Raw genomic sequence first — 22,143 nt, 5'->3', positions numbered from 1 at the left:
GATTGTACTTATATTAGATTTCGCCTCGGCGGAGTTGGTCCGCCACTTTCTTGATTTCTGCTCGCTCCTCCTCCGAAAATTCTGGATATTGAGGATCCAATTGGGCTAAGATCTCGATCAGGGCCTGGGTGGCTATCTGGCGCGAGAGCCAGGGGTTGTCAGCCGGCAGCACATACCAAGGGGCCGTTGCCGTTGCTGTATGGTTGAGCATGCCTTCAAAGACTTCCTGGTAGTGGTCCCACTGCTTACGGTCTTCAATATCGGAGAGCGAAAATTCATAATTCTTCTTAGGATTCTCAATTCGCTCCAATAAGCGGTCGCGTTGGGTATCCTTGGACATATTGAAGAAGAGTTTTAGAACAGGAAAGCCATTAGCTGTCAGATAGTCCTCAAAGCCCTTGATTTGTTCATAGCGCTTCTCGATCAGTTCAGGGTCAGCCTTAATTTCTTCCGGTTGCTCCTCGGAATCTAAGGACTGGTGGATCTGAGGGGCAATAATATCTTCGTAATAGGACCGGTTGAGAATGGCAATCTCTCCCCGCGCAGGCAAGCCCTCATGCATCCGCCAGAGATAGTCATGGGCTTTCTCGTTATCAGATGGCTTCTGAAAGGAAGTCACCTTAAGGGCCTGGGGCTGTAAAGTGGAGAAGATATAACGGATTATCTCATCCTTGCCTGCTGCATCCAGGGCTTGGAGGACGATCAAAACGCCGCGCGTCCCTTCTGCCGTCAGCCGGTTGTGCCAGTCCACAAGATCAGGCACCAGGTCCTCATAAAGACTGTCCTTAAGCTTCTCATCATCTTCTTTTGATAAAACATGGCAAGGATAATCGGCCAAATGAATCTCTTGCCCCGTTAATTTATAGTCGTCAAGTGTCATCAGTATCCTCCTTATTAAATCATTCAAGCTTCAACTTACTAAAGCCACCCCATCAGGCTAAAGCATAGGCTCCCAATACCAAGCCAAATGAGGAGGTAAATAACCCCCATCACGGCTCCGTTGCGCCACCACTCGCCCTGGGTCACATAACCGGTAGCAAAGATGATCGAAGCCGGCCCACTGGCATAGTGGGTGGTCGAGGCACAAATATTCGTGACATAGGCTAGCATCAAGGCAGCATAGAGGGGAGGGGCTCCGGCAGCCAAGGCCACGGCTAAGAAAGCCGGATACATGGCGGTCACATGGGCAATCAGACTGGCAAAGAAGTAGTGGCTGTAGAAGTACAAGAGACAGAGGGCCACAAAGACCCACTGCCAGGAATAGCCAGCAAGAGCTCCTGCCACACGCTCACTAAACCAAGGAATAAAGCCTTGACTGTTCAACTGCTCAGCCATCATCATCAGAACCGCAAACCAGGACAAGGTATTCCAAGCTCCCGTCTCCCCTAAGATGTCCTGCCAGGATAGGACCCCTGTAAGGAGTAAGAAGGCCACAGCTAATACAGCCGTTGAAGTCGCATCCAGGAAGTGCCAGGATCCCGTTATCCAAAGCACTAAAGCCAGGACAAAAATCGCTCCTGTCCACTTCTCATCCCTGGATAAGGGCCCCTGGGCTTCCAATTCCTCCTGGGCCATCTGTGCAGCCTGGGGAGTGGCCCGGAGCTCCGGTGGCGATAGGAGCAAAAAAGCTAAGGGAACTATTAGAAGCGAGATAGCGCCGGGGACCAGAGCCCCCAAGAACCAGTTCATCCAAGTAATTTCAATCCCAAAATCAGCCGCAATGGCCTGGGCCAGTGGTTTGGTCGCGCCTGCCGTCAGAAAGAAGATGGCTACAATCGAATCACCGTGGTAGAGGCAATTCATTAGATAGGCCCCAATTCGCTTGCGGGAAGCCTCATGGGGATAAGAGTCATAAGACCGGGCCAATGCTTGGGCAATCGGTGCCATGACACCTCCTGCTCGCGCCGTAGAGGACGGTGTGGCTGAACCGAGCACTAAGTCTACGCCTAAGAGAGCATAGGTCAAGCCCAGGGTTGTTTTCCCAAAAACTTGAATAAAGCGGTAAGCCATCCGCTGGCCCAGCCCTGACTTAATGATGGCCTTAGAGATAAAGAAGGCCATCACCACCAACCAGACACTCTTAGATGAAAAACCGGAAAAAGCCTCTGAACTCGGCACCGTGTCTGTCACAAGACTTGCTGCCAAGCCAATCATAGCTACTGCCCCCATGGGTAGGGGCTTGAGGATGATCCCCAAGATAGTCCCTACAAAGATAGCCAGCATATGCAGGGCTTCCGGCCTTAAATCACCAGGTCGCCAGGGAAAGAAGTAAATCCCTGCGCTGACTGCCAAGATGATGGCCCAGCTCTGCCAGGCCTGCAAGCCCTTTTTGTTGGAAGAGGTCATCGTCCCCACCTCCTAGAGGTCTCTGGCAGGTCCATCGCCAGGAAGTTCAAAGACATACTTGTGTCCTTGGCTCAGGCTATGATAGAAGCCTTGGCCTTCGTAGACCTGGAAGACCTGGATATCGTCGCGGTCGGTTTGATCAGGATAAACCTGGTCAACGAAAGGGTTATTAGATAAGATCTCTGCCAATTTATCGCGACCAATTTCTCGGGCCTTGCCTTCAATGCGGATACTTTGAACTAAGTAATCATCGGTCTGGAAGGCCGCGATGGCTAGGTTGGGATTAGCCGATAACTGCTCGTAAAACTTCGTCTTGGGACTAGTCATGAAGAAGATCCCCTTGTCATTAGCTAAGCCAATATGGATGGGACGTGCATGCGGTTTCCCCTCAGCATCGACGGTGGCGAAGATCCCAACGCCCATATCCTCCTCGAGTATTCTTAGAATTTCTGTTGCATCCATTATTTACCACTCCTTTAAGCGTTTTCTTTATTATAGCAAAAGCTTTGCCAATTCCCTAATCATTCCGGCCAAAACTATTCGTTTCACTTTCGAAATAAATTCCCCTATAATGGGAGTGAACATTTAGCGAAAGGAGCATACAGATGACCAAACAAGCTGGCCTCGAATTGGGCCTCTATAGTCTGGGCGACCACCTGCCTCATCCAAATAGTGGAAAGAAGCTAAGCGCAGCTGAACGGCTTGAAGAAATCATTCAACTCGCCAAATTAGCCGAAGATGCAGGCTTCGATGCCTTCCAGGTCGGAGAATCCCACCAAGATTATTTCGTCTCCCAATCCAATCTCATTATCTTATCAGCCATTGCTAGGGAAACAAAGTCCATCAAGATTGGCTCAGCCGTCACTACCCTCTCGGTCCTCGATCCCGTCCGGGTCTACGAAGATGCGGCGACTATTGACCTAATCTCTAAGGGACGGATGGAAATTGTCGCTGGCCGCGCCTCTCGCGTGGGGTCATTCGACCTTTTTGGCTATGACTACAAGGACTACGACGCCCTCTTCGAAGAGAAGATCCGCCTGCTCTGGGAATTGAGGCATAAGGATCGGATCACTTGGTCTGGCGACTTCCGACCTGAGCTTAAGGACCAAGCCATCCTGCCGGAAACTTTCGCAGCGGACAGCCTACCCATCTACCGGGGCATCGGCAATTCGGATGCCTCGGCCTATGAAGCTGGCAAGCTGGGCATGCCCATCTACCAAGCCCATCTAGCTGGGGCAGCCCAGACCTATGCGCGGCGGATTCAGGTCTTCCGTGATGCCGCCGAAGAATACGGCCATGACCTGAGCACACTCCCCGTGCAAACGGGCGGCTTTCTCTTCCTGCGCGAAAGCACAGACCAGGCCTACCGCGACTTCTGGCCCCACCTGAAAGCAGGCTTCAAGAAAACCAACGGCCAGCCCTTCTCCAAGCGGGCCTTTGCTCAGGGCCAGTCGGTTAAGAGCATCACGACGGTCGGTGAGCCCCAGCTCATTATCGATAAATTACTCATGCAATACGAGCTCTTTGGCCAGCAACGTTTCAATGGTGAAATTGACTTTGGCGGCCAAAGTATGGACAGTATCAAACAAACCCTGGACCTCTTCGCTGAGCAGGTCCTACCCGTTGTGAAGAAATACACACAAAAAGGAGCATAAAAATGACAAACAATCCTCATATCATCCCACAAATTGACCGCAGCCAGGGCCTTGAATTCGGCCTCTACAGCCTAGGTGACTATATGCCCAATCCCCATACAGGAGACTGGGTCAGTCCCGAAGACCGGCTCCAACAATTCATCGAGATGGCCCAGTTAGCTGAAGATGCTGGGGTGGATATCTTCCACTTAGGAGAATCCCACCAAGAATACTTCATCTCCCAAGCTCATATGATCATCCTCTCTGCCATCGCCCAAGCAACGAATACGATTGGCATTGCCTCCGCGGCGACCATTATTTCCACCTCAGACCCCGTCCGCGTCTACGAGAATGCGGCGACCATTGATTTACTGTCCGGTGGGCGGATGGAAATTGTTGCGGGCCGGGCCTCACGCATCGGGCTGTTTGAACTTTTGGGCTATGACTTCAAAGATTATGAAGCCCTCTACGAAGAGAAATTAGACCTCCTTCTCCAGATTAACGAAGAAGAAGAGGTCACCTGGTCAGGACAATTCCGCCCTAGCCTGGATAAAGCCCGGGCCCTCCCCCGGTCTAAAGAAGGCCTCCCCATCTGGCGGGCAGTTGGTGGCCCCGCAGATTCTGCTATCAAAGCCGGCCTTAAAGGCGTCCCTATGTATATTACGACCCTAGGCGGATCCTCCGAATACTTCAAACATTCCATTGATATTTACCGGTCCGTCCTCCATGAGAAAGGCTTTGACGAAGCAACCATACCCGTGACCACTTCTGGCCTCATGTACATCCACGAAGACCAGGACACTGCCTTCAAGAACTACTACAAACACTTGGACGAAGGCATGCGCAAGGCTAATGGCACTGGCTTTGACAAGCGGCTCTTTGCCCAGGGTAAGGACTACCGGGATTCCCTCAATGTGGGCGACCCCCAGCTTATCATCGATAAAATCCTCTACCAGCATGAGCTCTTCAACAACCAACGCTATACCGCTCAAATCGACTTTGGCGGCATTCCCATGGACGACATCCGCCGCATGATCGACCTCCTAGGTGAGAAAGTCATCCCTACCGTCAAGAAATATACCCGTGAAAAGGAAGGATAAAGCATGAATATACTCGTACTCTCCGGCTCCAATGTGGGCCGCAAAACAGAAATTGCCACTAAAGCCCTCTACCAAGAACTCCAAGACCATTACAGTGACCACGACTTAAACTATCTCAATCTCAAGGACCTGGACATGGTCTTTGCGGATGGCCGTAATTTTCTAGACTACAAGGGCGATACCGAAACGGTTGCCCGTTCCGTCATGGATGCTGATGTGCTCTTCATCGGCACTCCCATCTTCCAAGCCTCCATCCCTGCCAGCCTGAAGAATGTCTTTGACCTCCTCCCCCAAAAAGGCTTGGAACATAAAACAGTAGGCATCATCGCCTCTTCTGGCTCTAACCGCCATTACCTCATTCCAGAGCTTCAATTGAAGCCCATCCTCAATTATATGAAGGCTAATGTGACTCCTCGCTATGTCTATCTCAACGACCGCGACTTTGGTATCGACGAGATCCACAATGATGACGTCCTCTTCCGCATCAAGGACCTAGTGGATGAAACCATGGTCCTTGCTGAGACCTACCAAGAAATTCTGCGCAAAGAAGATGAAAAATTCGGTTTTTAAAATTATGAGCGGATCATTTTATAAAGCCAGCAAGTGCTCTATAATATAAGTGAGGAGGAATTACAGCTATGACCATTTATGATTATTCTGTCGAGCGTCCAGATGGGAGCACCTTAGACCTAGCAGATCTCAAAGGCAAGGTCCTCTTAATCGTCAATACAGCTACCCGCTGTGGCTTTACTAGTCAGTATAAGGACCTTCAAGCGCTCTACGACAGCTATCACGACCAGGGACTAGAGATTATTGATATCCCCTGCAATCAATTTAAAGACCAGGCGCCAGGTTCTGACCAAGATATCCAAGCATTCTGCCAGTTAAACTACCAAACCGAATTTCCTCAAATGAAGAAGGCTAAGGTCAATGGCCCCGACCAATTAGACCTCTATCGCTATCTTAAGAGCCAGCAAGCTTTCCACGGTTTCGGTAAGTCAGCTAAGGGTTTGGCCCTCGCCGCTATGCTCAAAGTTCAGGATAAAAACTACCAGCAGAATCCTGATATCAAGTGGAATTTCACCAAATTCCTGGTTGACCGTAATGGCCAAGTTGTCGCCCGCTACGAACCTAGCCACTCGCTAAAAAAACTCCGTCGACATGTTGAAAGCCTCTTGTAAGTCCCTCATAACATCCTAAAGCCCTGAAACTCCTGAAAGATCTAATCACAGATCCCTTTAGGCCTTCAGGGCTCATATTTTGTTCGCATTTTTCCACAGCTCGTCCAGTCAAACACCAAAGCAATCACTGTCGATTTGTAAGGACAATTGAAACAATAAATAAGCAAAACTGATCATTTGTGGAAATTTTCTAAATAAATTTGGTAAAACTCTCTCATTCGTTTATTTTTTGTGTTATCATAGGTACCATCATAAAATAGAAAGATTGTTATAATGAATATAAAAACAAAAGACATTATTATTATTGGTTTCGCCCTCTTTGCCATCTTCTTTGGCGCTGGAAATTTGATCTTCCCGCCATATCTAGGAGTTCTGGGCGGCGAGAATTGGGTAAATGCTGCCTTTGGTTTTCTGATGTCAGACCCTCTCTTCCCCATCCTCGGGGTCCTCGTGACCATAGCCCTGGGGGGGCGGGCGGATGATTTAGGACGGCGAGTCCATCCTAAATTTGGAATTATCCTCGCCGGGATCTCAGTCGTTCTGATTGGCCCCCTCTTCTCCGTACCGCGGACCGGGGCCACAACGCATGAGGTCTTCGTCCAATCGCTTTGGCCCGACGCCCCAATTTGGATCACTTCCTTGATCTTCTTCTCCTTGACGGCCTATTTAGCCCTCAATCCAAGTAAGGTGATCAACAATATTGGGAAGTACCTGACACCAGCTATTATTATCATTCTAACGGTTCTCGTCATCTCAGCGATTATTAATCCCGTGGGTACCCCCCCAGCTAGTCAAATCGACCATACCTTCGCTTATGGCTTTAGGGAGGGTTACCAGACCATGGATGCTCTAGCCGCTTCGATTCTTGCCAGCGTGGTCATGTCTGAACTGAAGCAACGGGGCTATACAGATAAGAAGACTCAAATGAAGGCCGGTGTCCTAGTTGGGATCGTGGCCTTTGCCCTCTTAGCGGTCGTCTACTTGTCGCTCACTTATGCGGGATCAACGGTCTCTAGCCTCTTTACCATAGCGGATGACCGGACCGTCGTCTTCACCGGCACTGTAGCGCAAATTCTCGGCCCCTATGGCAATCTCATCATGGGGATCTGCGTGACCCTGGCCTGCTTAACTACGGCCGTAGGGATCACCTCCGCCTGTGCCAGCTTCTTCGTGGGTCAATCCAAGGGGCGCTGGACCTACCAGGCAGTGACACTGACCTGTGTGGCCATTGAATTCGTGATTTCCTTAGTAGGAACAACACGGATTATTGACTTCGCCAGCTTTGTATTGACCCTGATCTATCCGATCGTGATGGTCCTGATCATCTTCTCCCTCTTCGACCGTCATATTAAATACAATACCACTTATACCGGAGCGGTCATCGGTGCAGGCTTGATTGGTTTAGTCCAAGCCCTAGCCATCTTAGGCCGTTACTTCGAAGCCTTGAAGCTAGAGCCAGTCTTAAACTTTATCAGCCAGCTTCCCCTTAGCCAATATGGTTTGGAATGGTTCTTGCCTTCCCTACTCTGTGCAGCAGCCTGCACGCTCTACGCCTATTGGCAAGGTCGCCAAAGCCAGCTTAATTAAATGTTTTTTTACATTGTATTGGTGAGCATCCGTTGCGCTTTTGAATTTGATCGTTAAAGAGCCATGGCACCGGCTCGAGCCAAGGTCTCTCGCCTAGCGAGCTTCAAACGGCTAGTAACGGCTTGCGCCGACTATCCGTAATTCACATTGCTTGCTTATTCATGGCTAACGATCAAATTCAAAGCTCCACTACTGCTCACTATTAAATGAAAAAAATACTTTAATTATTAGCCACTACTACTTAACTATAGATAACTATCTAAAAAACAAAAATGCCAAGTCGATTAAATGACTTGGCATTTTTTATGCTTCTGTAACTATACAGCTCATAGATGGATATAAGTACTTCCTTCACTTATTTTGGGTCTGTAGCTTCAGCTATTTTAACTTGCAATAGTAAGAGGTCTGACCGCTAGTTTTGGCCTTTTTGATCGGCTTACAGGAGCCGGCACAGCCTTCTTGCTTGAAGGCGCAGGCAGCACAGGGGCCTTGGCCGTGGAATTCTTGATAGACGGCCCGACCAGCATAAAATATGATCGGAATAAGGATCAGCAACACTAAAATATCCCCCATCTTAAACCCTCCTTAGATGAGCCAAGGCAGGCTTGGCTTGGTATGGGCGCTTGAAGAAGACCATGTACACCATACCTGCTAAAGTCAGGCAGGCAATGGCTGTCCAAGCGTCAAAGTGACCGGTTGTCCACCAAGTCCCGAACTGGTAGATCATCAACGAGACACCGTAGGCTAAGAGGCACTGGTAAATAACCGCAAAAAGAGTCATTTTATCGTCCATCATCTCCCGGCGCAGGGCCCCCACAGCTGCCATACAAGGCACGCAGAGCAAGTTGAAGGTCATCAGGGAATAGCCTGCAATCGGGGTAAAGGCCTGGGACAGTTGAGGCCAGAACTCAGCCCCATCTTCGGCAGCTTCCGCATAACCAAAGAGGATGCCGAAAGTCCCTACCAAGTTTTCTTTGGCTAAAAGACCAGTTACTGAAGCCACAGCAGCCCGCCAGTCACCCCAGCCTAAGGGCGCAAAGAGAGGGGCCAAGACACGTCCCAGGCTCGCCAGGATAGAGTCTCCGGTTTCCACCAAGTTCAGCTGCCAGTCGAAACTTTGCAGGGCCCAAATCATCACAGTTGACAAGAGGACAATAGTGCCGGCTTTTTTGACGAAGGCCTTGGTCCGTTCAAAAACTGTCCGCAAGACCCCGCTTAAGCTCGGTAGGTGGTAGCTGGGCAGTTCAATGACAAAGGGTGCCGGATCCCCCGCAAACCAGCGGGTCTTTTTGAGCATAATCCCTGAGAGAACGATGGCGCCAATGCCCATAAAGTAAGTCGATAGGGCCACCCAGTCGGCATGGGGGAAGAAGGCCCCCGTAATCAGAGCAATAATCGGCAACTTAGCCCCACAAGGGATAAAGGTCGTCGTCATAATGGTCAAGCGGCGGTCATTGTCATTTTCAATGGTCCGCGCCGCCATGATGCCTGGGACCCCGCAGCCGGTCGAAACTAAAATAGGAATGAAAGACTTCCCGGATAAGCCGAACTTACGGAAGATCCGGTCGAGGACAAAGGCAATCCGGGCCATATAACCGCAGTCTTCCAAGAAGGCTAGGCAGATAAAGAGCACCATCATTTGCGGTAAGAAGCCTAGGACAGCCCCCACACCAGCCACAATCCCGTCCATAATCAAGGCTTGCAACCAATCCGACACGCCTAGATTCGCCAAGAGCCCGCCCAGGTGTTCAGGAACAAATTCACCAAAGACCTGGTCATTGACCCAGTCTGTACCTTGCTTACCGATCGTTGAAACAGCCAGATAATAAACTAAGTACATCACGCCCGCAAAAATAGGCAAGGCCAGGAAGCGGTTGGTGACGATGGCATCCACCCGGTCAGTCAAGCTCAACTCCTCTTGGCTTTCTTCCTGGACACAGTCGGCAATCATCTGGCTAATCCATTCATAGCGGCTCGTTGCCATAATCCCTTCTGAATCGTCATCATAGGCATTCTCCAACTGGTCGATAAGTGCCTCGATTGACTTAGCTTGGTCCTCGGATAGTTCAAGTCCTTCGACCACTTCTGTATCGCGTTCAAAAGTCTTGATCGCATACCAGCGCAAACGGTCAGCCGGCACCTGTCCGTCTATAATCTCAGCAATCTCACCAATCACCTTTTCGACCCGGTGGGGGTATTTTTTAGGGGGCTGGTAAGGAAGGTTTTCTTCAGCGCGGACAATTGCTGCTTCCGTCAATTTAGCGACCCCGGTCCATTTAAGGGCCGAAATAGGGGCTACCGGACAGCCCAGAGCCTCACTGAGACCTTGACTATCGATTTGGATGCCGCGTTTCTCCGCGATATCCATCATGTTGAGGGCCACGACAACCGGAATCCCTACTTCTGTCAATTGGGTGGTGAGGTAGAGGTTGCGTTCCAGACTGGAGGCATCCACAATATTTAAGATTAGATCAGGGTCTTCCTCCAAGATATAATTTCTAGAAATTAACTCTTCCGAAGTATAGGGAGACAGGGAGTAAATCCCCGGCAAATCCTCTAACCAGACCGAGCTATCGGCCTTGAGCGCTCCGCCTTTCTTCTCGACCGTTACCCCCGGCCAGTTGCCCACTCTCTGATTCGATCCTGTCAATGCATTAAAAAGGGTTGTCTTACCGGTATTCGGATTACCGGCCAATGCCAATTTAACCGTCATCATTCACTCCTTATTCCACTTCAACACATGCGGCATCTTTCTTCCGCAAACTCAACTCATAACCTCGAACGGTCAATTCCATAGGGTCGCCAAGGGGAGCCAACTTCCGCAGGGTCACTTGGGCCCCCTTGGTCAGCCCCATATCCCGTAGGCGTCGCCTTAAGATCCCTTCAGCGTGTACGCCCTTCACCCGAACGCTTTCTCCCAATGTCACTTGGTCTAAGGTCTTCATCTCTAACTTTCTCTCCTTTTAGCGAAGCAGGATATGCATGGCCATGGAGCGATTCAAGGCCAGGCGGGTCCCTTTCAAGTCCACAATCAAATCCCCCGCTAGTTCGTTTCGTACCGTAATTTCAGCTCCGGGAACGAAGCCCAGGTCCGTTAAACGTTTCACAATTTGCTTGGAACCGACTAGACGAGCGATCGTTCCTGTCTCTCCTTTTGTTAACATGGCTAAATACATAAGCGCCTCTCATTGATTCTAATTCTCAGTTACATGTTCATCACTTAACTATTTTATGCCTGATACCCTATTCATGTCTACCATTATTTTCACTTTTTGGGAAAGATTTGACGGACGAAAAGTTAGATTTGTCAGTATTTTTGTGGAGGACTTAATAAAAGAAAAACAATTTGAAAATTCAATCACAAATAAAAAGGACTGAGACAAATTGCTCAGTCCTTTTTAATCTATTCTGAGTAATTAAGAATACTTAAGCCAGGTCGTGGCTGGAGATACGGCGGCTAGTGGTTAAAGACCGGAAGAGAAAGTAGCAGGGCTTCCCCTTGTAATCTGCTAAGGAAGCGACTTGTTGCCCACATTCCGGACAATTCAAGGCCTTAGCTAAAGGCTGGAGGGGGAAGTTAGCCGAGTGGATGCGGTGGACCTGGAGTTTGATCAGGTTGCCCCGCCCCACCTTATAGTAAATCGCTAAATCTGCCTTGCAGACCTGGCAGGAAACTAGCAAGAGATGGCTGTTCTTGACTTTCTTCCGGTAGGGATTCTGGTAGTTCATCAGGACTGGTCCTCCTCGTCATGGATAAAGACTAAAAACCCTTCTTTAGAAGCTGACGGGGCATAAGTAAAGCCCTCTGCTTGAAAAGCTTTAAGCGCTTCGATGCTTTCTGCCTGGTCGTGGACCAAAGCATTGGCCATCTTGCCCCGTAATTTCTTGGCAGTAGCTGAGGGGGCCTTCTTCAATTTGCCCTGGCGGTATTGGCAGAATTCGACCTCAAGCCAGTCATAGCGATCAGTTTGGAGCATGCTGGCATATTCTTGACTTGCGAGATTAACCACCACTTCGCCTGGATGGAAAACCTGGTCGAAAGTTCCCTTCCAATATTGGCGTAGGGACTGACCATCGATCCGCAAGGGCATGGTAAAGTCTAAACGATAGGCCTTGATCGGAGTAAAAGCGCTGATAGGACCATACAAAGCGGACAGAATCACGACATGGTCTGCGAGATAATCCTTCTGGCTGGCGGTCAAATCCTCCAAGTCAAATTGCCGAAAAGCCAGTCCATGATAGAGCTGGATGGCTGGATAAGTCGCCTTCTGGTCAAAAGCTGCTATCATTTCCTGAACCGGACCGACTTGCTTGTCCGACAGTTTAAGCGCTTTTTGGAGCTCGCCTTCTTCCAGGCTTTGCAGTTGGTCAACGATTTGTTGACTCTTAGCGGACAGGTCCCAATCCTCGGCTAGAAGATGAGAAAGATCCTGCTCTTTGGCTGGGGATAAGATAATCTTCATAGCAAACGCCTCCTTCAATCAAGATCCATTATGCCTGATGACCTCCCCCTTGTCCACCCGGCCATCTCTTCTAATACAATATTGTTTGCAGAAATCGTTGAAGCAAGCTTCGACTGATAATCAGTCCAGACTATAAATCCTAGTTTAAAGGACTTTTTGCTTAAAAACTAACTTTCCTCTATCATCAGAAGATAATTAACGATATTTGCATGATTGTTATTATTTGCATGTTTATTTTTAGCTGTGCTAGGATACAGGCAACCCTTTAATTTAATTTTAAAGCCCACAAAAGAAAGGACGTCTTAGATGACTAACAAAAGCCTGAAGAACGCCCAAGCCTGGGAACACATTAAAAAACACGGCCACGAAATGGATGAAACAGAATTCAAATCCTTCTTCCCCCTCTTTGAGCCGGGTCCTGGCCCTGCCCTCGTTGATAAGTATGGTAAAAATGATGACCTCACCAAAAATGCCGGCACTGGCGATGAAGCTATTGGCCAACGCATTATTGTCAAAGGCCGCGTCCTCGATGAGAATGGAAACCCTGTCCCTAAAGCCTTTATCGAAATTTGGCAAGCCAATGCAGCGGGCCGCTATATCCATAAGCTCGATTCTTGGGATGCGCCCCTCGATCCAAACTTCATCGGGAGCGGTTGGACCTACACAGATGAAGAGGGCAACTACGAATTTACCACCATCAAACCAGGTAACTATGCCTGGAAACCCGATATCAACCAATGGCGACCGGCCCATATCCACTTCTCTGTGATGGGCCCTGCCCTCGCCGACCGTTTAGTGACCCAACTCTACTTCGAAGGGGACCCTCTCCTAGACTATGACGAAGGGATTTACCTCGATCTCGATGAAGACGAGCGCAAGCGCGTTGTGGCAACTTACAACCACGACTTCACCGAACCTGACTGGGCCCTAGGCTCCCAATTCGACATGGTGCTCCGCGGTTCAAGTGCTTCCCCAACCATGCCTAACCGCCACCAACTCAGTGACGAAGAACGCCAAGACCTTAAAGATAAAGGAGTGGACTTAATCGATGACTAAGCTAGACCAAGAACACCTCGACCCCATTCGAACGCCCCAACAAACAGTGGGGCCCTATGCCAGTCTAGGACTGGTGGCAGATGAAGCCAATGACCATATTACTAACGATCTCGTCGAAGACGGTGGCCAAGGCCAAGAAATTATCCTCCAGGGGAATCTCTTTGGCTCAGACGGTAAGCCTCTATTTAACGTCCTTGTTGAAATTTGGCAGGCCAATTCCGAGGGGGTCTTCAACCACCCTGCCTTCAAGGACCGGGAAGGCTATGATCCTAGCTTTGTAGGCTTTGGGCGAACCATTACCGATGAAAGAGGGGCCTATAGCTTCAGAACCTTTAAACCTGGAGCTATCCTAGAAAACGACTATCCCGAATTCTCCCAATCTCCTCATATTCTCGCCTTTGTCCATGCCAGTGGGGTCTCCTATCCTCTCTATACCCGGATCTACTTCGAAGACGAAAGCCAAGATGACCACTTCATCCAACAAGTCTCCGAAGAAGAGGCTAAGACTTTGATTGCTAAGAAAGTAGAAGGCACAGACCTGCCGACTTACCAATTTGATATCGTCCTAGATGGCGATGCCGAAGATATGGTCCTTGAATCCAAGCTCGGTGGCGAAGAAGTCGACGACCTCCCAGACGGATCAGGAAAAGCCAAGACCTACTTCTTCCATTTTAAATAAGCCATTAATATTAAAAAGCCAGGCAGTAAAAGCCTGGCTTTTTTTGAGTGATAGACTTGATTATTCTTCGTTTAATGAAGCTTCATCAAAGACAACTTTAGAGTCTTTGTTGTCGATTGGACGAGTACCCATCCAGCCGATCATTTCTTTCATAGATTCAGTAATGGCGTCAGTCCCAGCACGTAGGAGTTTACGTGGGTCATAACCCTTGTTCGCTTTGTCGATATCTTTGTCAGCTAAGATGTATTCACGGGTTGCTTTTTGGAAAGCTAATTGGAATTCAGTGTTGATGTTGATCTTAGCAATACCCAGTGAGATCGCTTTTTGAATTTGGTCTTGAGGAATACCTGAACCACCGTGCAATACCAATGGATTATCCACTGCATCAGCGATTTCTTTCAAGCGTTCGAAGTTTAAGCCTTCCCAGCCTTCTGGGTAAACCCCGTGGATGTTACCAATACCGCAAGCTAATTTGTCAACGCCTGCTTCAGCAAACATCACAACTTCATCTACAGAAGCTAATTCACCGACACCTTGGTTTTCACCAATTTTACCGATTTCAGCTTCTACAGAAATCCCGCGTTCATGAGCTAAACGAACGATTTCTTTGGTGTTTTTCAAGTTTTCTTCAAGGGGAAGATCATGGCCATCATACATAACTGAGGAGTAACCTAAGTCGATACATTCCTTAGCAGCTGCGAAGTCCCCGTGGTCTAAGTTTAAGATAACTGGAATGTCAGCTTCCATAGCATCCATTTCATTCAGGACTAAGTCACGAACCACTTTGTAGCCACCCATATATTTAGCAGCACCAGTAGACACTTGAATTAATAATGGTGTACGAGTTTCTTTCGCCCCACGAATTAATGCACGTGTCCATTCCAAGTTGTTTGTGTTGTATGCACCCACTGCATATTGGTTGTCGCGAGCGTGTTGTAAAATCTCGTTACCATTCACTAAAAAAGCCATCAAAAATACCTCCTAAAATTTTTACCGAGTTCATTATACCCTACTAATTAAATTTTTCACAGTCCTTTTTGCAAATTAAATCGCTTTCATAATCAAAAACAATCAAATCCGGTCAAAAGTTAGCAGGAAATTCAATAAAAACGATTAAAAAAAGTCATTTCAGAACAAAAATGACTTTTTATCGATTTTAATCAAGAACTTTTACTTCCTTATTTAAGTCTGCCGCTAAAACTTCCTCCCCTTTTGGTCCTTCAAAACGTCGTCCCCACCCAGTTAAGATTGAAACTATAAAAACTAAAAAGAGATTGTAACTGTGGAAGAGATAGGGAGCGATTTGAGTAACAGATAAGGGAGCAGCGAAATCATAACCTTGTGTCAATTGAGAACCAACAAAGATAAATACAGAAAGGAAGGGGACAGCCACACCTAAACCATTCGCAAAACCATCTAATAAGTTAGCTCTTCGGTAGGGATGGAGCTGACAGGCTTGGCCCAACTCATTCTGTACCTTTCCAAAAGTTGTCATTGAAGCTGAAGAAACCCCACCAAATAAAATAGTTGTTAGGGTAATGCCTAGCATCATAGCGAGCTCGGTTCCGCGAACTGTCTGGCAGAGTTTAGATTGACTAATCTGATCCGTCAAACGCTGCAAGGCACCTGAAGCATTTAAGACACCCATAATACCGTAAACAGATAAAACTAAAAGACAGGTTCCCATCATCCCTTCAATGCCTTCGGTTAGAAAACCAGTCAAGCCACCATCCTCACTTGACAGGATATCAGAAAGTTGGAGTACTCCCGTTAGTAAGCCCACTACACAACCAGAAAGCAAACCTACTAAAATAGCTAAATAAAGATTACGTTTGCGAATTGAAATGATTATCATCAAAAATACTGGAATCAGCATAAATAGTGGATTCAGGTTTTCCGAACCCAGACCTGCTGATCCAGCCTGTACAGGACCCCCACCACCAAATAAGAAGAAAAGAATGAAAGATAGTCCACCCGCAATTAAAGCGTAAGGTAAGCGAGTCCGAACCACACCCCCAACATCACAAGTCTGCTTGGAATACCGATAGTGCTGGGTCCCTGCAGAAATAATAGTTGTATCTGAAATAGGTGCTAAGTTATCACCAAAGACACCACCAGAAAGAATAGCCCCAGCCAAGGCAGCCGGATGAGCCCCTAGTAAGATTCCTGCTGGATAAAAAATAGGAAAGCAGGTAAAGAAGGAGCCGATCGAAGAGCCTGTTGCTGTGGCAATGATTGAAACGAAGAGAAAGGTCATTGCTGTATAGAGACCTCCCTTAATTCCCATGACTTGGGCGAGATAGACAAAACCAGCTGACAGATTCGCTGTCTTAATCATCTGTGAAAAAATGCCAATCGTCATCAGTAAAATAACTACTGGTACAGCTTCCCTAGCCCCTTCATAGACAGCCTCCCAATAGTCTGATGCCTGTTTGGGTTTATCAAAGATTGAGCCAGCCAGTAAGCCTAAAATAGCTCCCATGGCTAAGGCATGCATTTCAAAGGCTTTTAAAATCACAAAGAAAAGAATACAGAAGACCAAGAAAATTACCAAGGGCAGGTAGGCCATTAAATAGCCCCCTCTGAAAGTTAGCGTTTGTTTAGCTTTCATTGACTTAACCTCCTTAACCATTCGCATTCTCGTGCCGCCGGATAATTGATGAAAAGATTGAGTTAGGATCTCTCTCCAGTTCATAACAATCTCCAGGTAAACGTGGATATTGATCTAAGAAGGATCGGATAGAGTCAAGATCTTCCTGATCCAAAGTAAAATCAAAGATAGCTAAGTTATCTTGGATATGTCGACGATTTCGAATCCCAATAATACTTCCTGCTACCCCTTCTTGTTGAAGAATATAGCGAGTCGCCACGTTAGAAATAGATACCTGGTGTTTATGGGCAATCTCATCCAATAAATGCAAGAGTTCCTGGTAACCAATCTGACCCAGACTTTGGTCAATGACTTGTTGGTATTTAACCTGGGACCGCGTCTCTAATTTAATATTTGTCTGCTCGAGATATTTATCCGATAACAAGCCCCCTGATAAGGTTCCAAAACATAATTGTTGGATGCCATGGTCAATCGAATATGCTAACAGCTCCTTCTCTGGTCGACGATCAAAGAGCGAATATTGGGACTGACAAGAAATGATAGGAATACCCGCATCAACTAATTCTTTAAGATGAGCCGTGTCGAAATTTGTTACCCCAATATAGCGAATCTTACCTTTCTTCTGTAGCTTAACCAAGTGTTCAGCTACTTCAATGTAACGATCGATACTATAATCCCACCAGTGGAATTGCATGAGGTCGATATAGTCACGTCCTAATTTTTTCAAAGACCGATCAATAATCGCCTCCGTATCTTTAAAGCTCACAGTCTCCAAGACATCAATGTCGGGCACATATTTCTCGTGAATTTGGATATCATGGGCAGTTAAATGAGAGTGATGGCCTAATTCTTTCAGATATCGTCCTAAAGCCTCTTCTGCTCCCGTATAAATATCAGCCAGATCAAAAGTTGTAAATCCTAGTTCTCCTAATTGATGAAAACTTTGATTAATTTCTTCTAAATCAAGCTGCCCTCTTAAGGTATGGCCCGGCGATAACTGCCACAAACCATTAAGAACACGAGCTATACTGTAACCAGGGCTTAATTCAATTCTCTCTAACATGGATCATCATCTCCTTGACTAATCGGAACTACAGTTGTTTCAGCATGGCTAAACTGTTTCTTTTGCTGTCTCGTTATCTTAAAAACAGCCCCACAATTAGGGTCTGGACATGCAATGATAGCATCAGACCGCATCCAATCATTCTCTTGTAAAAGTCTTTGTTTGGCTGGTAACAAGGGAAGCAGCGCAGCCAAAGCGTACATAGAGAAAGATTGCGACTGTGGAAAAATTAAATTTTCACCTTCCACAATAAAATAATCTCCCTCCTGGTGACTACAGACAAAGGGTCGGTCAGTTGCCAGAACCTCAACTTTTAATGTGTATAAAGTAAACAAATCATCTACCATTTCTCTACCTCCCATAATAAATAAGCACTTGTCCTTTATTCCACAATGTGAATAAAGGACAAGTGCTTAACCTGCGGTGCCACCTCTATTAGCCAGCTTCCTGCTGACTCTCTTTAACAAGCCTTCAAAAAACTTGCCATCCATGATAACGCGTCTGACGCGGCAGCTCAAACAAATGAACTACTATCCGGTGTTAAAAAACACCCTAAGGCCCAGCCCCTAGTACAAGTAAGCGTCTCTCACTCACACGCCCTCGCTTTGACTTGCTTGTCTAGGTTTTTCCTTATTAGATATTTATTATCTAATTATAATGGCCAGGCCATCTTTAAGCAAGTTTTATCCCAAGAGAAAAATTGGATCATTCTACTTCAATTGATCCATCTTCTCAGCCAAGTCCTCCTCCAGTTCAACAATCGACTGGCGGAGCTTCTGGAGGGCCTTGAGCTGGTCTTTGATTTCGTATTGGACCTTGGCGTCAATGAAGATATTATCTAGCCAGACATCCACGAAATTATCGCCCCAGCTATCACTAAGTTCATCTGGGAGAGATAGACCGAGATCAGCCAATTCATGATCTAATTTATCTAGGCCGCGTTTGAGGTCTTCAAGCTCTTGATTAGACCTTTTCATATGATCGCGTTTCATCATTGACGAGACGAATCCCCCACCTAATAAGTCCATTACACCCCAGCTAGAGGCATCTTGCAGGGATTTAATGGCTTTATCCAAGCCCGACAAAACTTCTTGGGCTGCTTGACGCGCTTCCTTCACTTCTTCTAGTGTCTTCATCCTTGATCATCTCCTCTGCTAGATACAAAATCTTTCTTATTTATATTTAATATAGCACGAAAAAATAAGCGGGCAAAGTAAGAGTACTTTTGACCGCTTAAAGTGTTTTTATCCATCAATTTAACTTCTATACGCCTCGGATTAGGTCAATCGGCTCATGGTTTAGAATAGCACTGAGACCTGTCCAGTAAATGAGCAAGTTCAAGCCATAGACTAGAACCGCAAATCCTAGGAAGACCAGATAAGGGAAGTATAAGATTAGGGACTTCATATCAACACTCTTGAATAGACCAGCTATCCCTAGCATAATCCCTAAAGTAATCAAGACAGACAAGAGGAAGGACTTCCCTTGTTCGAAGAGAAATTCGCGACTGAAGTGGCTTCTCAAGGACTGGATATCCATACCAATCGAATAGAGGGTCCCGATTTCTTTGCGCCGGTTCATCAGGCTGAGGTTGATGGAGGAATAGCCGTTGGTGATATTCATCAGGAAGATGATGGCCGCAATCCCATAGATGATCAGCTTGAAGCTTTGAATATCTGTAAACTGTTCGGCCTGGATCTCCTCATCTGTGAAGACCTTGAAACTTTCATTATAAGTTATGGTATTTTCGATGCGGCTAGTGATTTCCTCCTTGGTCCGGCCAGCTTGTCCTTCGGGAAGTTTCAGCTTCAATTCAAAAGGATAATTGTAATTTTTATCGTCTTGCACCTCTTCCATCAGCTCTTGATAAGTCTCAAAATCCGTATAGACCATAACATTAAAGGGCAGGATCCGAGTCTGGTAGGGGCCAAGATCATCAATGGTCTGCGCAATGGGAAGGCTGCGCTGCTTCTCATTAATACTAAGGTCTAATTGATCAGGATGATCAAAGTAGGGCACTTTCTCAGCTTGGGCAAGGGGCTCGTTGGGATCTGCTTGGACCTGGTTGTAGAGGGTAAATTTCCCTGGCCTGCCGCCCAGTTTTTGGAGGTCGTCATTTTCGAGGGCGACCAGAATTCCCCTGATGTATTGGGGCTTGGTGTCAGCTATCATTTGCTCCAATTGCTCATCCAGGCCCAGTGATTGGGCGGTTTGGGATAGCTCCAGGTTAGGTTCAATAGCTAGGTTCTTTTCCTTAGAAATATAGCCCTCCCCCTCATAGTCAGCAAGAATTTCGGGCAGAATAGGGGGTAATTCACCGGTGTCATTGTAGTAGTGGACCGTGAGATCATAGCCATCATCAAAGGCATAGAAGTCCCGGTTGTAGTCGGCAATGGCATAAACGATACAGAAGATGGCCACAATCAGAATGCCAATAGCTGAGATGTAGCGTTGGGACTTGATACTGGCCATATTGTTCAGTCGAAGTTCTTTCCAAAGCTTGGGACTCCGCTTCTTGCCCTTCTTCTTAGACAGGCTAAAATTCCCCTTGAGTCCTTCAATAATATCGATCTTCGCGATCTTGCGCGCCGGATAGATGACCGCGACTAGGACAACCGCTAGGGCCACCAGGATAATGACCAGAGACAAGATCCAGTTAAAATGAACCTGGTTAAAGAAGACCACTTCGGCTTTGCCACTATTGGCGACTTCAAAGAGATAACGAATAAGGAAGAAGCCCAGGGCATGACCGATTAAAACAGGCAGGACGGAGATTGTGAGTGCCCCTTTCACCAGCAAGAGATAAATTTGAAAGTCCGTCGACCCGATGGATTTATACATGGAGAGCTCGCGAATCTTCTGCAGACCCCAAACCCAGAAAATATTTTTGATAAAGAAGACAAAGATTCCCATACATAAGAGGAGGGAAAGGGCATTAACCAGCTTAGTCATCAAATTTTTACTCTGACTGACATCCAGACCGTAGTAGCGGACCAGGGAGTCATTAAAGTCCAATTCCACTTCTTTTCCTAGTAGATCTTGAATCTCGTCTTGGATAGCCTCGCTCTGGGCATAGGCTGTCTTGAAGTCATGAAAATTGATCAAAGGGATCAATGCTTCGTCATCATCCACCAGAGGCATGCCGTAATTGATTTTTAAGTTCTCATTATAGAAATCTTTGTAGACACCAACCAGGGTATAGTGGCGGCTTTCTGTGGTCTCAAAGCTTTCTTCAGCGGTATAGGTCGACCGGGCATCGATCGTCTTCCCGTCCACCTGACGGTCCCCAAGCTCGATGGCTAGCTCATCGCCTAGGGAGAGGCCTTCCTGCTTAACTAGAGATTCATTCAGGACAATTTCATCCGCCGACTCAGGAAAGCGTCCAGCCAACAAATAAGACTCTTCTCGCATCTGCTTAACCTGAACATCCTGTCCCACCATAGAAATGAGTTGGTCCTTGTATTTAGCACTGTGGGCTCTGGCAGAAGTCCCGCCCGCTAGCTCAATGGCTTCCACTTGGTTGAGTTTAGCGATCTCCTCCTGGGACAGGTCTTCTGACAAGTGGGCATCGTAGAAATTCGTTGCCTTCAGCTGGCGGTTACTTGACGAAATATTGGTATAGCCATAGTAAAAAATCACCGTGAAAAAGAGGCTAACAATCAGAAGTGAAATGAAAATCGGTAAATTCTTCTTATTCATTGGGCTCATCTCCTACGATAGCCCCGTCGACCATGGTGATAATCCGCTGGGTCTGAAGGGCCAGGTTTTCATCGTGGGTGATGATCAGGATCGTCTGCTTGAGGGTCTGGTTGAAGTACTTCAAGAGGTCAATGATCTCCTGAGAGTTCTTCCTGTCCAAGTTCCCGGTCGGTTCATCCGCTAAGATGATCGAAGGCCGGTAGATCAGGCTGCGGGCCACGGCCACGCGCTGCTCCTGGCCTCCCGATAGCTCACTCGGAAAGGCCTGCAACTTATCGGATAAGCCCAGCTTAGTCACCAAGTCATTAAAGAAGGCGTCATCCACCTGGCGGCCGTCTAACTTCAAGGGCAGTTTAATATTATGTGCCACGGTCAGATTGGGGATGAGATTGTAGAACTGGTAGATCAGCCCCACCTTGCGCCGCCGGAACAAGGCCATTTCCTTAGACGAATAGCTGGCAATATCGGACCCTTCAATGAGTATCTTCCCCTCATTAGGCCGGTCCACCCCACCAAGCATATGGAGTAGAGTAGACTTCCCCGACCCACTCGGTCCGACAATGGCGATAAGCTCTCCCCGGTTGACGGACAGATTCACTCCATCGACAGCCCGGACTTGCTTTTCTCCCTCGCCATAAATCTTAGTCAAATTGTCAACGCGAAGTATTTCCATAAGATCTCCTCCTAGTTTGACTATAGCGGACGAAGGTGACAAGAAGGTGAC

23 protein-coding genes are annotated in these 22,143 nt (G+C 47.4%); 7 read left to right on the top strand and 16 right to left on the bottom strand.

Features of this window, described 5'->3' with window-relative positions:
• Positions 1–13 precede the first annotated feature (13 nt).
• Genes AWM72_RS06240 through AWM72_RS06230 form a run of 3 tightly spaced genes read right to left on the bottom strand, consistent with a single transcriptional unit; the run spans position 14 to position 2,808 of the window.
• Positions 14–880 (bottom strand): PPK2 family polyphosphate kinase, encoded by an 867-nt coding sequence (locus AWM72_RS06240; RefSeq protein WP_067974947.1) that lies wholly within the window; start codon positions 878–880, stop codon positions 14–16.
• Positions 881–918: 38 nt separating this feature from the next.
• A complete protein-coding gene (locus AWM72_RS06235) occupies positions 919–2,346 on the bottom strand; it encodes a DASS family sodium-coupled anion symporter (RefSeq protein ID WP_067974945.1) in 1,428 nt (475 codons plus the stop codon).
• A 12-nt stretch (positions 2,347–2,358) separates the two neighbouring features.
• Entirely contained in the window at positions 2,359–2,808 is a 450-nt protein-coding gene (locus AWM72_RS06230) for a pyridoxamine 5'-phosphate oxidase family protein (protein WP_067974942.1), read from the bottom strand.
• A 143-nt stretch (positions 2,809–2,951) separates the two neighbouring features.
• On the opposite strand from AWM72_RS06230, the gene AWM72_RS06225 reads away from it, so the two are divergent.
• The 5 genes from AWM72_RS06225 to brnQ all read left to right on the top strand — a co-directional run bounded on the left by AWM72_RS06225 (position 2,952) and on the right by brnQ (position 7,848).
• Positions 2,952–4,001, top strand: coding sequence for an LLM class flavin-dependent oxidoreductase (locus AWM72_RS06225; RefSeq protein ID WP_067974940.1), 1,050 nt, complete (start codon positions 2,952–2,954; stop codon positions 3,999–4,001).
• Positions 4,002–4,003: 2 nt separating this feature from the next.
• Complete coding sequence (locus AWM72_RS06220; RefSeq protein ID WP_067974938.1) at positions 4,004–5,080, top strand: LLM class flavin-dependent oxidoreductase; 1,077 nt, start codon at positions 4,004–4,006, stop codon at positions 5,078–5,080.
• Between the two features lie 3 nt (positions 5,081–5,083).
• Entirely contained in the window at positions 5,084–5,650 is a 567-nt protein-coding gene (locus AWM72_RS06215) for an NADPH-dependent FMN reductase (protein ID WP_067974936.1), read from the top strand.
• A 68-nt stretch (positions 5,651–5,718) separates the two neighbouring features.
• On the top strand, positions 5,719–6,261 hold the full coding sequence (locus AWM72_RS06210; protein ID WP_067974933.1) for a glutathione peroxidase: 543 nt from the start codon (positions 5,719–5,721) through the stop codon (positions 6,259–6,261).
• Positions 6,262–6,534: 273 nt separating this feature from the next.
• The gene (gene brnQ, locus AWM72_RS06205; protein ID WP_067974930.1) at positions 6,535–7,848 is read left to right on the top strand and encodes a branched-chain amino acid transport system II carrier protein; all 1,314 of its coding nucleotides are present in this window, start codon (positions 6,535–6,537) and stop codon (positions 7,846–7,848) included.
• A gap of 378 nt (positions 7,849–8,226) precedes the next feature.
• Here brnQ and AWM72_RS06200 read toward each other — a convergent pair whose 3' ends face one another.
• The 6 genes from AWM72_RS06200 to AWM72_RS06175 form a co-directional block, all read right to left on the bottom strand.
• Positions 8,227–8,421 (bottom strand): hypothetical protein, encoded by a 195-nt coding sequence (locus AWM72_RS06200; protein WP_067974927.1) that lies wholly within the window; start codon positions 8,419–8,421, stop codon positions 8,227–8,229.
• A gap of 1 nt (position 8,422) precedes the next feature.
• Positions 8,423–10,561 (bottom strand): ferrous iron transport protein B, encoded by a 2,139-nt coding sequence (gene feoB / locus AWM72_RS06195; protein WP_067974925.1) that lies wholly within the window; start codon positions 10,559–10,561, stop codon positions 8,423–8,425.
• 10 nt (positions 10,562–10,571) lie between these two features.
• Entirely contained in the window at positions 10,572–10,793 is a 222-nt protein-coding gene (locus AWM72_RS06190) for a FeoA family protein (protein ID WP_067974923.1), read from the bottom strand.
• A gap of 18 nt (positions 10,794–10,811) precedes the next feature.
• Positions 10,812–11,024 (bottom strand): FeoA family protein, encoded by a 213-nt coding sequence (locus AWM72_RS06185; protein ID WP_067974918.1) that lies wholly within the window; start codon positions 11,022–11,024, stop codon positions 10,812–10,814.
• A gap of 250 nt (positions 11,025–11,274) precedes the next feature.
• Positions 11,275–11,577 (bottom strand): hypothetical protein, encoded by a 303-nt coding sequence (locus AWM72_RS06180; RefSeq protein ID WP_067974915.1) that lies wholly within the window; start codon positions 11,575–11,577, stop codon positions 11,275–11,277.
• Complete coding sequence (locus tag AWM72_RS06175; RefSeq protein ID WP_067974909.1) at positions 11,577–12,311, bottom strand: YaaA family protein; 735 nt, start codon at positions 12,309–12,311, stop codon at positions 11,577–11,579. The genes AWM72_RS06180 and AWM72_RS06175 overlap by 1 nt, the downstream gene beginning before the upstream one ends.
• Before the next feature lie 306 nt (positions 12,312–12,617).
• Here AWM72_RS06175 and AWM72_RS06170 point away from each other — a divergent pair, with 306 nt between their 5' ends.
• Positions 12,618–13,367: a dioxygenase family protein gene (locus AWM72_RS06170; RefSeq protein WP_070486210.1), complete on the top strand. Its 750-nt coding sequence runs from the start codon at positions 12,618–12,620 to the stop codon at positions 13,365–13,367.
• Positions 13,360–14,046 (top strand): protocatechuate 3,4-dioxygenase subunit alpha, encoded by a 687-nt coding sequence (gene pcaG / locus AWM72_RS06165; protein ID WP_067974907.1) that lies wholly within the window; start codon positions 13,360–13,362, stop codon positions 14,044–14,046. The genes AWM72_RS06170 and pcaG overlap by 8 nt, the downstream gene beginning before the upstream one ends.
• 60 nt (positions 14,047–14,106) lie before the next feature.
• Here pcaG and AWM72_RS06160 read toward each other — a convergent pair whose 3' ends face one another.
• The 7 genes from AWM72_RS06160 to AWM72_RS06130 all read right to left on the bottom strand — a co-directional run bounded on the left by AWM72_RS06160 (position 14,107) and on the right by AWM72_RS06130 (position 22,092).
• The gene (locus AWM72_RS06160; protein ID WP_067974904.1) at positions 14,107–15,015 is read right to left on the bottom strand and encodes a class II fructose-bisphosphate aldolase; all 909 of its coding nucleotides are present in this window, start codon (positions 15,013–15,015) and stop codon (positions 14,107–14,109) included.
• Between the two features lie 187 nt (positions 15,016–15,202).
• Entirely contained in the window at positions 15,203–16,657 is a 1,455-nt protein-coding gene (locus AWM72_RS06155; RefSeq protein ID WP_067974903.1) for a Na+/H+ antiporter NhaC family protein, read from the bottom strand.
• 13 nt (positions 16,658–16,670) lie between these two features.
• Positions 16,671–17,720, bottom strand: coding sequence for an aldo/keto reductase (locus AWM72_RS06150; protein ID WP_067974899.1), 1,050 nt, complete (start codon positions 17,718–17,720; stop codon positions 16,671–16,673).
• Complete coding sequence (locus AWM72_RS06145; protein ID WP_067974895.1) at positions 17,714–18,067, bottom strand: TIGR04076 family protein; 354 nt, start codon at positions 18,065–18,067, stop codon at positions 17,714–17,716. The genes AWM72_RS06150 and AWM72_RS06145 overlap by 7 nt, the downstream gene beginning before the upstream one ends.
• 363 nt (positions 18,068–18,430) lie before the next feature.
• Positions 18,431–18,856: a hypothetical protein gene (locus tag AWM72_RS06140; RefSeq protein WP_067974893.1), complete on the bottom strand. Its 426-nt coding sequence runs from the start codon at positions 18,854–18,856 to the stop codon at positions 18,431–18,433.
• A gap of 127 nt (positions 18,857–18,983) precedes the next feature.
• Positions 18,984–21,419, bottom strand: coding sequence for an ABC transporter permease (locus tag AWM72_RS06135; RefSeq protein WP_067974892.1), 2,436 nt, complete (start codon positions 21,417–21,419; stop codon positions 18,984–18,986).
• Positions 21,412–22,092 (bottom strand): ABC transporter ATP-binding protein, encoded by a 681-nt coding sequence (locus tag AWM72_RS06130; protein ID WP_067974887.1) that lies wholly within the window; start codon positions 22,090–22,092, stop codon positions 21,412–21,414. The genes AWM72_RS06135 and AWM72_RS06130 overlap by 8 nt, the downstream gene beginning before the upstream one ends.
• Between the last annotated feature and the right edge of the window lie 51 nt (positions 22,093–22,143).

This window comes from Aerococcus sanguinicola (genome assembly GCF_001543145.1).
GTDB lineage: Bacteria > Bacillota > Bacilli > Lactobacillales > Aerococcaceae > Aerococcus > Aerococcus sanguinicola.
Note: the sequence above shows the minus strand (reverse complement) of the source record. Positions and strands in the feature narration are given on the sequence as shown.